Raw genomic sequence first — 13,714 nt, 5'->3', positions numbered from 1 at the left:
CAGGTTTTGAAACGCGATCTCAGACTTGCCTCCTGGCTGATCTGTACGACATGTGTTTGTGTCGTATTGCTCATGGCCTGGCAGACCTGGACGGCACGCCAGAAGACCTTCGAAAACATCCAGACCAACAGCGCAAACCTGGCCAGCGCGCTGAGTACTTATACCGACGGCATTTTCAAGCAGAGCGAGGTGATGCTTCTCGGCCTGACCGAACGCGTTGAAAAAGAAGGTGCCGGGCCTGACCAGATCGAGCGCCTGCGCTCGATCATCGCCCGGCAGATGGGCGCATTGCCGCAGATCAGCAGCGTGTCGCTGTACAACGCCGAAGGGATCTGCACCTTCTCCACCAATGGCAACGCCGTCGGCATCAACAGCACAAACCGCGAGTTCTACAGGCACCATGTCGAGAACCCCGGACGTGCGTCTTTCATAGGGCCGACCATCCGCAGTCGCGCAAACGGCCAGTGGGTGATTTCTGTGAGTCGGCGGATCAATCATCCTGACGGCGGTTTCGCGGGCCTGATGGTGGTAACCATTGGTATCGACCACCTGCTTAAGTTCTATTCAGACATTCAGGTCGGGAATTCAGGTGTCATCAGCCTGACGACTTCGGAAGGGCGATTGCACGTCAGGTTTCCCTATCGAGAAGGGGACATTGGTCGTGACCTGTCCTCCACACCCATCTTCAGCCTCTTTTCCGATAAAAAGTCTGGCTATGTCGATTTCGTTTCAAGGCTCGACGGCGTTCCTCGTTTCTACGCCTTCCAGCGCAGCAACGTATATCCTCTGGTGACGGTGGTTGCGCTGGGCCAACAGGAAGCCATGCATGCCTGGCTGGTACAGGCCAAACAGTCATTGCTGCTGGTTATGGTGCTGCTGGTACTGGTAGTCGGTCTCGGCGTGCGTCTGATCGTGCACATTCACAGCCGCATCCGGGTCGAGGAGCAACTGCGACTGTCCCAGGCCGCCCTGATCGAACTCAACCAGAATCTCGAACTGATCGCCTCCGAAGACAAATTGACCGGGCTGGCCAATCGTCGTCGTTTCGATCAGTTCATAGACATCGAATTCAAGCGCGCCCGCCGCGAGCGCGGCGTGTTGTCACTGATCCTGATCGACGCCGACCATTTCAAGCGCTACAACGACCATTTCGGCCATCTGGCAGGCGATGAATGCCTGGTTGCCATCAGCCGGCTGGTCGAGCAGTGCATTCGCCGACCTGGGGATATTGCCGCGCGTTATGGCGGAGAGGAAATTGCCGTGGTGCTGCCAAGTACCGATGAGGCGAACGCCTGCAAGGTGGCCGAGGCGATCCTGCGAAAGCTTCAGGAACAGCGCATCGAACACCCGCAAAGCCCGTTTGAAATCGTCACCGTCAGCCTGGGCGTTGCCACATTCGTCGGTACTGATCGGCATATGGATCAGCGCGGGCTGATCCAGTTGGCCGACCGGGCGCTGTATGCCGCCAAATCCCAGGGACGCAACCGGGTCAGCGTGGCCTCCGAGATCGTCACCGATACGGTTCCCGCCTGGACCCAGGGCCATCATCAAACAGATGATGGCGCGCTTGTGGCTCAGTCCCCCGATACCTTGTCCTGACCCGGATTGTCGTCGACGACTTGCTGATGAGGCTTGCGGCGCAGTACCGACAGCACCCAGACGAAGAAGATCGGCACCAGCACCACGCCCAGCAGCGTCGCACTGAGCATGCCGCCGATCACCCCGGTGCCGATGGCCCGCTGACTCGCAGCGCCTGCACCGGTCGCGAGCGTCAGCGGCACGACACCCAGAATGAACGCCAGCGAGGTCATGACAATGGGCCGGAAGCGCAGACGCGCGGCTTCCATCGCAGCATCACGCAGCGAGTGGCCCTGTTCCCACAACTCCTTGGCGAACTCGACGATCAGAATGGCGTTCTTCGCCGCCAGACCAATGATGGTGATCAGGCCGACCTTGAAATACACGTCGTTCGGCAGGCCCACCGCCGTGACGGCCAGCACTGCACCCAGCGCACCTACAGGCACGATCAGCATCACCACCAGCGGGATGGCCCAGCTCTCGTACAGTGCGACCAGCAACAGAAACACCACCAGCAGCGCCAGGGCGAACAGCCCGGTTGCCTGACCGCTGGCAACCTTTTCCTGATAGGACAGGCCGGTCCACTCATAACCGATGCCCGGCGGCAGTTGCGAGACGATGCGCTCGATTTCAGCCATTGCCTCGCCAGTACTGACACCCGGCGGAGCGTCGCCCGAGATCTTGAACGCCGGGTAGCCGTTGTAACGGGCAATCTGCACCGGGCCTTCTTCCCAATGTGTCGACACGAATGCGCCGAGGGGAACCAGCGTGCCGCTGCTATTGGGCACATACAGCTGAAGCACGCTTTCAGGCGTCATCCGTGCGCCTTGCTCGGCCTGCACCACCACGCGTTGCTGGCGGCCGGCGTTGGCGAAATCGCTGATCACCGAAGAGCCGAATGCAGTCGCCAGCGCACTGCTGATCGATTCGAAACTGACCCCCATGGTGCGGGCCTTCTCGCGGTCAATGTTCAGGCGCAATTGCGGTGCTTCTGCAAGACCTTCCATCATGGCGTAAAGAATTTTCGGGTTGCCGTTGGCCTTGCCCAACAGTTCGTTGCGCGCTGCCAGCAGGGCTTCACGGCCCAGTCCGGCGCGATCCTGAAGGCGCAGGGCGAAACCGCCTGAGGTGCCGAGGCCTTCAATGGGCGGTGGCGTGACCGCCATGACCGTACCATCGCTGAGACCGGCGAAATGCTGGTTGAACGCCGCCGCTTCGTCCGCTGCCGATTGTCCGTCGCCGCGCTCCGACCAGTCCTTGAGGGTAGGGAAGGCCAGACCGGCGTTTTCGCCCATGCCGGAGAAACTGAAGCCCAGCAGCATGGCGACCGCGTCTGTCGTTTCCCGGGACAGCATGTAATCTTCCAGCAGCTTCGCCGTGGCATCGGTCCGCAGACGGGTCGCGCCTGGCGGCAACTGCACATCGATGATCAGGTAACCCTGATCTTCCACGGGCACGAACGACTCGGGCAGGCGCAGGTAAAAGAAACCCAGCAGCCCGACGATGCCGACGTACAGCAGCATGTAGCGGCCAGCACGTTTGATCAGGCTGGAGTTGACACGATCGTAACGGTCGGTGAGTTTGCCGAACAGACGGTTGAAGCCGCCGAAGAAACCGCGCTTCTCGGTATGACCCTTGGGGATCGGTTTGAGCAGCGTGGCGCACAGGGCTGGCGTAAAGGTCAGGGCGAGGAACCCCGAAAACAGAATCGACACGGCCAGCGACAGCGAGAACTGCTGGTAGATAACCCCGACCGAGCCGCCCATGAACGCCAGTGGCAGGAACACCGCTGCCAGTACCAGAGTGATGCCCAGAATCGCGCCAGACACCTGTCCCATGGCCTTGACGGTGGCGGCGGGCGGGGAGAGGCCTTCTTCGGCCATGATCCGTTCGACGTTTTCGACCACCACAATGGCGTCGTCCACCAGAATGCCGATGGCCAGCACCATGCCGAACATGGTCATCATGTTCACCGAGAAACCCAGCACGTACATGATCGCCAGCGTACCGGCCAGGCACACTGGCACCACGATGGTCGGAATCAACGTGTAACGGATGTTCTGCAGGAACAGGAACATCACCAGAAACACCAGCACCATGGCTTCGATCAGGGTGTAAATCACCTTGTCGATGGCCACGTCCACGAAACGCGAGGTGTCGTAAGGAATCGAGTACTCGACGCCTTCCGGGAAGTTGACCGACAGCTCGTCGAGGCGCTGCTTGACGGCCTTCACGGTCTGGATGGCATTGGCGCCGGGCGACAGCTGAATAGCACCGGCCACGGCGCGTTTGCCATCCAGTCTCGATTCGAAGTTGTAATCCTGACTGCCGACGGCCAGCCGGGCGACGTCTTCCAGATGGACGGTGGAGCCGTCCTGATTGGCGCGCAGCACAATGCGTCCGAATTCTTCCGGATTATCCAGCGTGCCTTTCACCGCGAGGGTCGCGGTCAGCTCCTGCAGGGATGAACCCGGTGTGCTGCCGAAACTACCGGCCGGCACCTGAACGTTCTGGGCGCGAATCGCGGCGTTGACGTCATCGATCGACAGGCCGTAGCCCACCAGTTTCTGTGGATCGATCCAGACGCGCATGGCCGCTTCGGCGGCGAAGAACTGCAGCCGGCCGACACCGTTCACCCGACTGATCTCGTTGTTGACGTTGCGCGCCGCGTAGTCGGCCAGCGCCACCGTGTCCTTGTTGGCCGTGTCACCGGTATAGCTCAGCGCAAAGATCATCAGGAACCCGGAACTGGCTTGCTCGACCTGCAAGCCCTGACTCAGCACAGGCTGCGGCAGACGGGCTTCGGCTTTCTTGATCCGGTTCTGGACTTCGACCTGGGCCATGTCCGGATTGGTGCCCGGATTGAAGGTGACGTTGATCTCGGCGGAGCCAGTCGAGTTGCTGGTCGACTCGTAATACAGCATGCCCTTGGCGCCGTTGAGCTCGTCTTCGATCACGCTGGTGACCGAATCGACCAGCACCTTCGCCGAAGCGCCGGGGTAGGTGGCGGTGATGGTGATCTGCGGCGGCGCGACCACGGGGTATTGCGCTACAGGCAAGGCGGGCAGGGCCATCAGCCCCGCCAGCAGGATGAACAAGGCAAGCACCCAGGCAAAATTGGGCCGCCGGATAAAGAACAGGGACATGGAAGGTGATCCTCGATCGCGCTGAAGGCGGCTTTACTGAGCCTTGGCCTGCTGTTGGGCGGGTTGCGATTTGGGGACGACCTTGTCACCCGGGTTGATGCCGGTCATATTGCCGACAATGACCTGCTCATCGGCCTTCAGGCCTTCGGTGATCTGCCAGCGCGAGTCCTGCATTGCGCCTGTCTTGACGGGGCGGGCCTCGACCGCGCCGTCCTGGCCGATCACCAGCACGCGAGCCGTGCCGTCGCCGGAACGCTGTACAGCGCGCTGCGGCACGAGAATGGCGTTGGCATTGACGCTTTGTGGCGTGCGTACCCGCACATACATACCGGGAAGCAGCACGCCTTGAGGGTTGGCGAAGCGTGCGCGCAACAGCACTTGCCCGGTGGTGCGATCCACTTCGACGTCGGTAAACAGCAGCGTGCCGGTGCTGGTGTAATCGGTACCGTCGATACTCAGGGACAATGCATCTTCACCGCCCTTGGGCAGGCGACCTTCCTGAATGGCGGCGCGCATGTGCAGTGCATCGGCGACGGGCTGGGTGAAGTCGACAAACACCGGTTCCAGTTGCTGGATGGTCGCCATCAACGTGGTTTCCGCCTGGCCCACCAATGCACCCTCGGTCACCAGAGCCCGGCCGATGCGGCCCGAAATCGGTGCCCTGACCGTCGCAAAACCCAGGTTCAGCTGTGCTGTTTCCACGTCAGCCTGAGCCGAGCGTTTGGCAGCGACAGCGTTTTGCAGCGTGGCGCGGGCGGTGTCGTAGGTCTGGCGGCTGACCGCCTCGATTTCCACCAGCGATTCATAGCGTTTGACCGTGGCCCGGGCTTCGAACAGCGTGGCTTCGGTTCTGGCCAGATCGCCTTGCGCCTTTGACAGGGCGGCCTTGAATGGCGCCGGGTCGATCTGGAACAGTACGGCGCCGGCCTTTACATCGGCGCCTTCCTCGAAATTGCGGGTCAGCACGATGCCGGCAACGCGGGCACGCACCTGAGCGACGCGGACCGGTTCGACGCGTCCGGGCAGTTCGTTGATGACCGTTAGGGATTCGGTTTTCACCGCCACCGACTCGACCTGTCGGGGAGCAGTTGCGGCGCTCTGGTCCTGCTGGGGCTTCTGCTCGCAACCGGCGAGAACCGCCGCAGACAGCAGCGTAACCATCGACAACCTACGCCAGTCGCGCAATGTACTCATATCTCACCCGGGCATGGCCCATCAGACGCTAAAGCCGCGAATGATCTACGCTGGAATCAGATGAGTCAATATTGACTCACATGATACTTTCGTGACCAAATGTTAATGGCTTTTGTGAAAACAGGCTGTCTTCTGCACAATGCGCGCCGCATTCCACCCGAAGAGGTAAAAAAGCAACCAATGGACTTGACCGCTGCTGATGAAAAGCTTTTGAAAGCCCTTGCCGTTGCGCTGGTAGACCATCCTGCCGGCACGCTCAAGGACATTGCCCAGGCGGCCGGTGTGAGCAAGGCAACGCTCAACCGGTTCTGCGGCACCCGCGCCAACCTGATTGAAATGCTGCTCAATCATGCCTCGGACCTGATGAATCAGATGATCGCCGAGGCTGATCTGGAGCACGCGCCTCCTGTCGAAGCGCTGCAACGTCTGGTCGACAACCACCTCATTCATCGTGAAATGCTGGTGTTTCTGGTCTTCCAATGGCGTCCGGACACCATGGACGAAAGCTGTGGCGGACGTCGTTGGTTACCGTATTCCGATGCGCTGGATGCCTTCTTTCTACGTGGCCAGCGGGAAGGGCTGTTCAGAATCGACATGAGCGCTGCGGTGCTTACTGAAACCTTCGCTTCGTTGTTGTTCGGTCTGGTCGATGCCGAACGGCGCGGGCGGGTGGCGCGCGCCGGGATGGGGGCAATGTTGATTCAACTGTTCATGCACGGTGCCCGCGTCGGCTGATGGATTGTGGGAGCGACTCCACTATGGAGCAGTGGTAAGCGTGCCTGTGCCGTTTTGTCGCACCCGCACTGCAGCCCGCAGCAGCACGGCTCGCGCTCCAGCACGTTTTTTGTAACAGCATTCGCGGTGTTCGCCAGCACCCTTGAGTGTTAAATTCGCCGCCATGAATTTCGTCCGAACCCACCGCTCGCTCATCGCCTGGATGCTGTACGGCTTCGTCCTGTTCAATGGCGTTGCGTGCGGTTTCGGTCATGGGCAGATGCTGTCGGCTATTTCGTCGGTTTCAGCGGACGATATCTGCGGTGATGTCGGCGCTTCTTTGCCTTCGATGGACAAGGGCAGCCATGCCCTGGTCATGCAGCTGGCCACGTTCGATTGCGCCTTTGCCGGCAAGCTGACCCTCGCGCTGCTGTTCTTCATTGGCCTGGGATGGCTGGCGCGTACCCTGAATGTCAGGCTGCGTCTGCCTCAAGGCCTGCTACATCAAGCCCCTCGCCAGGCGTCCCCAGGTTGCCTGCCGCAAGCGCCTTGAGCCTGTAAGCCTATGCTCATCGTTTGTGGTCAGGCATCAACGCTGTTGAGCCTGCCGGTTTACGGGAACGACAGCTGGCTTCAATACCCGTGGTCGCGCCTTATCCTTCAAGGGACGTAATACATGACGCAGAATTTCACCCGCCGCGAGGTCGTCTCCGGCCTCTCGCTGCTCAGCCTTGGCCTGCTGGCCGGTTGCGGCAATTCCAATGCCTTGCCGTTCAAGCACGGCAAGGACATGAGCAATGAAATCGTCGGTCGCAACTTCCGGCTCAAGGACCCGAAAGGCGAGGTCAAGACGCTGTCGAGCTTTCGTGGCCTGATGCCGATGGTCTTCTTCGGTTTCACCCAGTGTCCAGCCATCTGCCCCACAGCGCTTGCCCGCGCTGCGCAGATCAGAAAGCTGATGGGCGAGGACGGCAAGACCTTTCAGGTGGTGTTCATCACCCTTGACCCGGAGCGCGACACGCCCGAAGTGATCGATGCCTACGTGAAGGCGTTCGATCCGACCTTCGTCGCCCTGTCCGGAACACTTGAAGAAACTGCTGCCACGGCGAAAGAGTTCGGTGTGTTCTTCGAAAAGGTCCCGCTTGGCGATACCTATACGATCTCACACACCGCCACCAGCTATGTCTATGACACCCGTGGTGTGCTGCGTCTGGGCCTGTCGCACAAGTTGTCTGCCCAGCAATGCGCCGAAGATCTGCTCACTTTGATGGAAGTATGTTGATGAATACGCTGATTCGTAACGCCGTAAAACCGATGCTGCTGGCTGTCTCGCTGCTGGGGCTGAGTGCTCATGCGTTTGCCGAGACACGGGTTGATGATGCCTGGGTACGCGCCACTGTGCCGGGTCAGCCTGCAACCGGTGCATTCATGCACATCACCGCAAGCGAGGACAGCAAGCTGGTGGACGTCGCTTCGCCCGTTGCCAAGACTGTTCAGATCCACCAGATGAGCATGAAAAACGATGTGATGAACATGGGGCAGGTGGCCTCCGTGGACCTTCCGGCGGGCAAGACCGTGGCGCTCGATGCCGACGGTTATCACGTGATGTTCATGGGGCTGCTGGCGCAGGTCAAAGAGGGCGATCAGGTGCCGTTGACCCTGACCGTGGAAAACGCCAAGGGTGTGAAGGAGTCGATCAAGGTGACAGCGGTGGCCAGGTCCTTGACCGCTGACGCACACAGCGGTCATGGCGATCACAGCGGGCATTGATCTGTCGGCCGAGCGGCCCGCACAGACGGGTCGCTCAGGAGTAAGGTAGGCGGGGCATCACGATATTTCTCTTGCTACTGGAGGTGAATATGAGTGCTCCCATGCTTTCCAAAACCCAGATCAACGGCTATCAACTGATCAGCGTCAACCGCGGTCCCTGGACCGTGTGTACCCCTAAAGACCGACTTGCCTCATTCAACACCCGACAGGAAGCCATGGCGTACGCGGCTTCCCTGCCAGTTCGTGACTGGGGCAAGTCGCGTCCGGCTTGATGTGGAAAGCCCTCGTTCTGCAAGCTTCTGAGCGGACGCCAACTGTGGGAGGCGGCTTGCCGGCGATGCGTTTTTTCAGGCAGCCCAGCATTGACTGACTTGACGCCATCGCTGGCAAGCCGCCTCCCACGGTCTTTGTACCGATTCCGTCTATCCAGTTTATATCTCTTAAAAGAATAACCAGCGAACCAAATATTCTTTTAAGGAGCAAGCACCTTTAAGCCATGATTGCCTTGCCACACCAACTTTGGAAAGGTGACTGATACCAACAGAACCTGGATTTTTTATGAAAAAATACAGGAGCGTATCAATGGGCAATGTCCAGACCGCCGCCAGCGCACTTGATGTGCCATGGCGCCAGACGCCGAATGGCGACCTGGTTGATCTGGGGCGTCCCTTTCGTGGCCCCTTGTCATCGGCGCGACTGCACAGCAATCCCAAACCTGTTCTCGGGCGCCGGGAAGCCATCCTGCTGGGCGTGTTTGCGCTCGTGTTGCACGGCGCGGTGATCTACTGGCTGAGTCAAAAGCCGACGCCCGCGTTACCGGTGGTGCCGCCGGAAATTCCGCCGATGACCATCGAATTTTCAAGGTCTGCACCGCCGGTGCAGGCACCGCCGCCGCCACCCGAGCCTGTCGTACAGCCTGTAACCGAGCCGCCGCCTCCGGTCGAGGATGAGCTGGCCGTCAAGCCGCCACCGCCCAAGCCGATACCCAAGCCAAAGCCGCAACCGCCCAAACCGGTCGTGAAGCCGGTCGCGAAACCCGTGGAGTCCACGCCTGCGCCGCCTGTGCCCGCGCCGCCAGTCGCAGCACCTGCACCTCCAGCGCCGCCCGCGCCAAAACCCGTCACGCCGGCTTCGGCCAGTGCCGGTTATCTACGCAATCCGGCACCGGAATACCCCTCGCTGGCCATGCGTCGCGGGTGGGAAGGGACCGTGATGTTGCGGGTACACGTGCTGGCCAGCGGCAAACCCGGCGAGATTCAGATTCAGAAGAGCAGCGGTCGCGAGTCGCTCGATGACGCCGCACTGGCTGCCGTGAAACGCTGGAGCTTCGTTCCGGCCAAGCAGGGTGATATCGCCCAGGATGGCTGGGTCAGCGTGCCCATCGATTTCAAGATCAACTAAATCCACGTATTCGATTGACCTGCGGGCTACCTGACAAAAGGCGCATCGCGACACTCCATGCCTTGTTCAGAGAGAGCTGCGCCATGAACCTACTTGCTTCGCCGTTTGAATCCATCGAACACGCCGTCATCTGGCTGCTGGTGATCTTTTCGGTCGCTACCTGGGGCCTGGCCCTGCTCAAGGGCGTGCAGTTCTCACGCCTCAAGGCTCAGGATCGCGCATTTCACAAGCAATTCTGGGCCGCGTCGAGCCTGGATTCCGCAGCCCAATTGGCTCACGAGAAGCCGGGCGCTGCCGCCCGCGTTGCACTGGCCGGTTACGCCGCCATCCAGGTCAACGAGACCGCGCAGCCCCACGACCTGAGCCAGTCCATCAATCATCAGGACCGACTGGAACGCTCGTTGCGTCAGCAGATCGTGCGCGAGCGTCGATCGCTGGAAAACGGTCTGGCGATTGTCGCCAGTATCGGCAGCACGTCGCCCTTCATCGGCCTGTTCGGTACGGTCTGGGGCATCATGTCGGCGCTCAAGGGGATCAGTGCCGCAGGCTCCGCAAGCCTTGAAACCGTGGCAGGCCCTATCGGTGCTGCGCTGGTGGCAACGGGCGTCGGTATTGCGGTCGCCGTGCCTGCGGTGCTCGTTTACAACTACTACCTGCGCCGTCTGAAGCTGACGGTTGCCGATCTCGATGACTTTGCCCACGACTTCTACAGCCTGGCGCAGAAAAGCGCCTTCCGGGTGCTGCTGCATCCGGTGCTCAAGTCAGGTGCAAACGGCACTGCGCAAAAAGTGAAGGAGGCTTCCTGACATGGCCTTTTCCACTCAGGACAGCGATGAAGTGCTGAGCGAGATCAATGTCACGCCGTTGGTGGACGTGATGCTGGTACTGCTGGTGGTGTTCATCGTCACCGCGCCGCTGCTCACCAACTCGATTCCGATCAACCTGCCCAAGACCGAATCCGTTGCTCCGGTGGAGCAAAAAGACCCGTTGGTGGTGAGCATCGACGGGCAGGGCAAGCTGTTCATCAACAAGGATGAAATCCAGCCGGACCTGCTGGAAACCAACCTCAAGGCCGCCAGGGAGAAAGCCCCGGACGTCCGTGTGCAATTGCAGGCCGACAACGGTGTGAACTATGGCGAAGTGGCACGCGTCATGGCCTCCATTGAGCGCGCCGGGATTACCAAACTCTCAGTGATCACCGCCAGATAGGCGCAGTCAGGCTCGGAACAGTCACCTTTTGGGGCCGCATTCTCAGGCAGATGCGGCCTCTTTTTTATGCGTCATCGGGCACCTTTCAATTAGACAAAAAGGCAGCAGCTTATGCGTTATTGGTATTTAAAACCTGATATTTAATGGCGTTAAGCTATAACGCATCGGTCCACCGGAACATCAAATAAAACCGTCATGATCGCCACCGTCCACCGCACGGATCGCTCGTTGTCACCAGAACACGATGTTCTGGATAAGGGAATTCAAGGGGTTGCGGTATGGGGAGTTTCAAACGAAAAGTGCTGGCTACAGCGATTTTCTCGGCAAATCTGCTGGGCGCTGCAGGTGTCAGCACGGTCGCGAAGGCTGAAGAAACTGTTGAGGACAACGCGCAGGCGCAAACCTCGACCCTGGGCACCGTCATCGTCACCGGTACCCGCGCACAGGAACGTACCGCCAGCGGATCGCTGTCGCCGATCGACGTGATTTCCGGCGACAGCCTGCGCAGTTCCGGTTCAAGCGAGCTGGGTACGGTATTGGCACGCCTGATTCCTTCGATCAATTTTCCAAGGCCCAGCCTGGTGGACGGTGCCGAGCTGGCCCGACCGGCCCAGTTGCGTGGTCTTTCGCCTGATCAGGTACTGGTGCTGGTCAACGGCAAGCGCCGCCATACCTCGGCGTTCGTCAATCTGGGTGGCGCGGTGGGGCGAGGCTCGGCGCCTGCGGACCTGAACGCCATTGCGCTGTCAGCCATCGATCACATCGAAGTGCTGCGTGACGGAGCCTCGGCCCGTTATGGCTCGGATGCCATTGCCGGAGTGATCAACATCATCCTCAAGAATGCCGACCACGGCGGTTCGGTCTCGACCCGTTATGGTCAGTACAAGAAGGGCGATGGCATTCAGCGGCAAGTTGCGGGCAATACCGGTTTTGCGCTGGGCAGCAACGGTTTTTTCAATCTGTCCGGCGAGGGTGCCAACAACGATTACACCAACCGGGCTGGCGATGACCTGCGGGCGTCCAGCATCGGATCGACGACCTACGGCCAACGTGTGTTTCGTCAGGGCGAACCGGAAACCGAAGAGGGCAAGGTCCAGTTCAACACCGAATACAGTTTCAATGACGCGTTGGAGTTCTACAGCTTCGGCGGCTACAGCAAGCGGCGGGGCGAAACCGCCGCGTTCTACCGTCCCAGCAATGCGTCCAACAACAACCCCGCCATTTTTCCCAATGGATACCTGCCGCTGATTCACGGCACGCTGGAAGACACGTCGCTGGTCGCAGGTTTGCGTGGTGAACTGGCAAACGACTGGCACTACGACCTGTCCGCAAACTACGGCAAGAACAGCTACGAGATTCGTACCCGGACCATCAATACGTCGCTGGGTCTGACCACGCCACGCTCGTTCGACAACGGCACGCTGACCAACGATCAGAAACAACTGAGCCTGGACCTGTCGCGGGAATTCAATGCGGCCTGGCTGCCGTATCCGGTGTCGGTAGCATTCGGCGCCGAGTATCTGCGGCAGGGTTATCAAATCGAAGCAGGGCAGGCCGAGTCTTATTTTCAGACAGGCAGTTCCGGGCTGGGCGGATTCCGGGCGGCCGATGCGGGCAGCGCTTCACGCCACAATTTTGCGCAGTATCTGGATGTTGAAACCAACCTGACCGAGAAGCTCGGCGTGTCGGCGGCAGTGCGCCACGAGGATTACAGCGACTTCGGTTCCAACATCAGTGGCTCGGTATCGGCACGCTACGATTTCACCCCGCAAGTCGCCCTGCGTGGCAGTGTATCCACCGGTTTCCGCGCGCCGTCACTGGCCCAGCAGAATTTCACCTTCACCTCGTCGCAACTGATCGGCAACACCATTCAGGAAGCCGGTACGTTTCCGGCCGGCAGCAACGTTGCGCAACTGCTCGGCGCCGAAGACTTGAAAGCAGAGAAGTCCCGCAACTACAGCCTGGGGCTGGTGCTGGAGCCGCTGGACAACCTGACCGTTACGGCCGACGTGTACCGCATCGACATTCGCGACCGGATCTCGCTGTCGTCCAATCTGGTGCTCAACAACACCGCGATCAACTACCTGCGCAGCAATGGTGTGGGCGACATCAACTACACCAGTGCCCGCTATTTCACCAACGCCACCGACACCAGCACCGACGGCATCGATCTTGTGGCTAACTATCGCTATCAGTTCGATAACGGCGTGCGCTGGAACAGCACGGTCGGCTACAACTACAACCACACCAAAGTCACCGATGTAAAAGCCAATCCGGCGATACTCGATCAACTGGGCGTGAATCTGGTGCGGGTTGATCGTCGCGAACGTATCGGTCTGCTGGGCGATACCACGCCGCAGCACAAGCTCAGTCTGGGCAACGACTTCACGTTCGGGCCGTGGGCGCTGCACTCCAATCTGGTCCGCTACGGGGAATTCACCAGCTATCAGGCAGACAAGGTCAACGATCAGACCTTCAGTGCAGCCTGGCTTCTGGACCTCGCCGTGGATTACACGCACAAGAATTGGGTGTTCACCCTAGGAGGGGACAACGTGACAGACAAATACCCTGAGAAGCTCAACGACTTTGCGTCGAGCGGCGGCAACCTGGCGTACAGCACCTATTCGCCTTATGGCTACAGCGGGGCGTTCTATTACGGGAAGGTGGCGTACAACTGGTAAAGGAAGGAACGCAACGCAGAT

12 protein-coding genes are annotated in these 13,714 nt (G+C 60.0%); 10 read left to right on the top strand and 2 right to left on the bottom strand.

What is annotated here, in order from left to right:
- Positions 1-6 precede the first annotated feature (6 nt).
- On the top strand, positions 7-1,599 hold the full coding sequence (locus tag QRN20_RS08725) for a sensor domain-containing diguanylate cyclase (RefSeq protein WP_122588074.1): 1,593 nt from the start codon (positions 7-9) through the stop codon (positions 1,597-1,599).
- Here the strand turns inward: QRN20_RS08725 and QRN20_RS08720 are convergent.
- Together QRN20_RS08720 and QRN20_RS08715 are read right to left on the bottom strand one after the other, a co-directional pair.
- Positions 1,575-4,724 (bottom strand): multidrug efflux RND transporter permease subunit, encoded by a 3,150-nt coding sequence (locus tag QRN20_RS08720; RefSeq protein WP_285360179.1) that lies wholly within the window; start codon positions 4,722-4,724, stop codon positions 1,575-1,577. The genes QRN20_RS08725 and QRN20_RS08720 overlap by 25 nt on opposite strands.
- A 33-nt stretch (positions 4,725-4,757) precedes the next feature.
- Complete coding sequence (locus QRN20_RS08715) at positions 4,758-5,918, bottom strand: efflux RND transporter periplasmic adaptor subunit (RefSeq protein WP_032652123.1); 1,161 nt, start codon at positions 5,916-5,918, stop codon at positions 4,758-4,760.
- A gap of 180 nt (positions 5,919-6,098) precedes the next feature.
- Here QRN20_RS08715 and QRN20_RS08710 point away from each other — a divergent pair, with 180 nt between their 5' ends.
- The 9 genes from QRN20_RS08710 to QRN20_RS08670 all read left to right on the top strand — a co-directional run bounded on the left by QRN20_RS08710 (position 6,099) and on the right by QRN20_RS08670 (position 13,693).
- Positions 6,099-6,653, top strand: a complete 555-nt coding sequence (locus QRN20_RS08710) for a TetR/AcrR family transcriptional regulator (protein WP_029243520.1) — start codon at positions 6,099-6,101, stop codon at positions 6,651-6,653.
- A gap of 163 nt (positions 6,654-6,816) precedes the next feature.
- On the top strand, positions 6,817-7,185 hold the full coding sequence (locus QRN20_RS08705; protein WP_004886459.1) for a hypothetical protein: 369 nt from the start codon (positions 6,817-6,819) through the stop codon (positions 7,183-7,185).
- 123 nt (positions 7,186-7,308) lie between these two features.
- Positions 7,309-7,914, top strand: a complete 606-nt coding sequence (locus QRN20_RS08700; RefSeq protein ID WP_004886461.1) for an SCO family protein — start codon at positions 7,309-7,311, stop codon at positions 7,912-7,914.
- Positions 7,908-8,402, top strand: a complete 495-nt coding sequence (locus QRN20_RS08695; RefSeq protein WP_179302826.1) for a copper chaperone PCu(A)C — start codon at positions 7,908-7,910, stop codon at positions 8,400-8,402. The genes QRN20_RS08700 and QRN20_RS08695 overlap by 7 nt, the downstream gene beginning before the upstream one ends.
- A gap of 89 nt (positions 8,403-8,491) precedes the next feature.
- A complete protein-coding gene (locus tag QRN20_RS08690) occupies positions 8,492-8,674 on the top strand; it encodes a hypothetical protein (protein ID WP_058431586.1) in 183 nt (60 codons plus the stop codon).
- 310 nt (positions 8,675-8,984) lie between these two features.
- A complete protein-coding gene (locus QRN20_RS08685) occupies positions 8,985-9,803 on the top strand; it encodes an energy transducer TonB (protein WP_217667852.1) in 819 nt (272 codons plus the stop codon).
- Positions 9,804-9,886: 83 nt separating this feature from the next.
- Positions 9,887-10,609 (top strand): MotA/TolQ/ExbB proton channel family protein, encoded by a 723-nt coding sequence (locus QRN20_RS08680; protein WP_043305661.1) that lies wholly within the window; start codon positions 9,887-9,889, stop codon positions 10,607-10,609.
- A 1-nt stretch (position 10,610) separates the two neighbouring features.
- Positions 10,611-11,012: an ExbD/TolR family protein gene (locus tag QRN20_RS08675; RefSeq protein ID WP_122414209.1), complete on the top strand. Its 402-nt coding sequence runs from the start codon at positions 10,611-10,613 to the stop codon at positions 11,010-11,012.
- A gap of 278 nt (positions 11,013-11,290) precedes the next feature.
- On the top strand, positions 11,291-13,693 hold the full coding sequence (locus QRN20_RS08670) for a TonB-dependent receptor plug domain-containing protein (protein ID WP_217667854.1): 2,403 nt from the start codon (positions 11,291-11,293) through the stop codon (positions 13,691-13,693).
- The last annotated feature ends 21 nt before the right edge of the window (positions 13,694-13,714 follow it).

Origin of the sequence: Pseudomonas sp. fls2-241-TYG-175, from assembly GCF_030209155.1 — a bacterium.
In the GTDB taxonomy this organism is placed as follows: domain Bacteria; phylum Pseudomonadota; class Gammaproteobacteria; order Pseudomonadales; family Pseudomonadaceae; genus Aquipseudomonas; species Aquipseudomonas viridiflava.
Note: the sequence above shows the minus strand (reverse complement) of the source record. Positions and strands in the feature narration are given on the sequence as shown.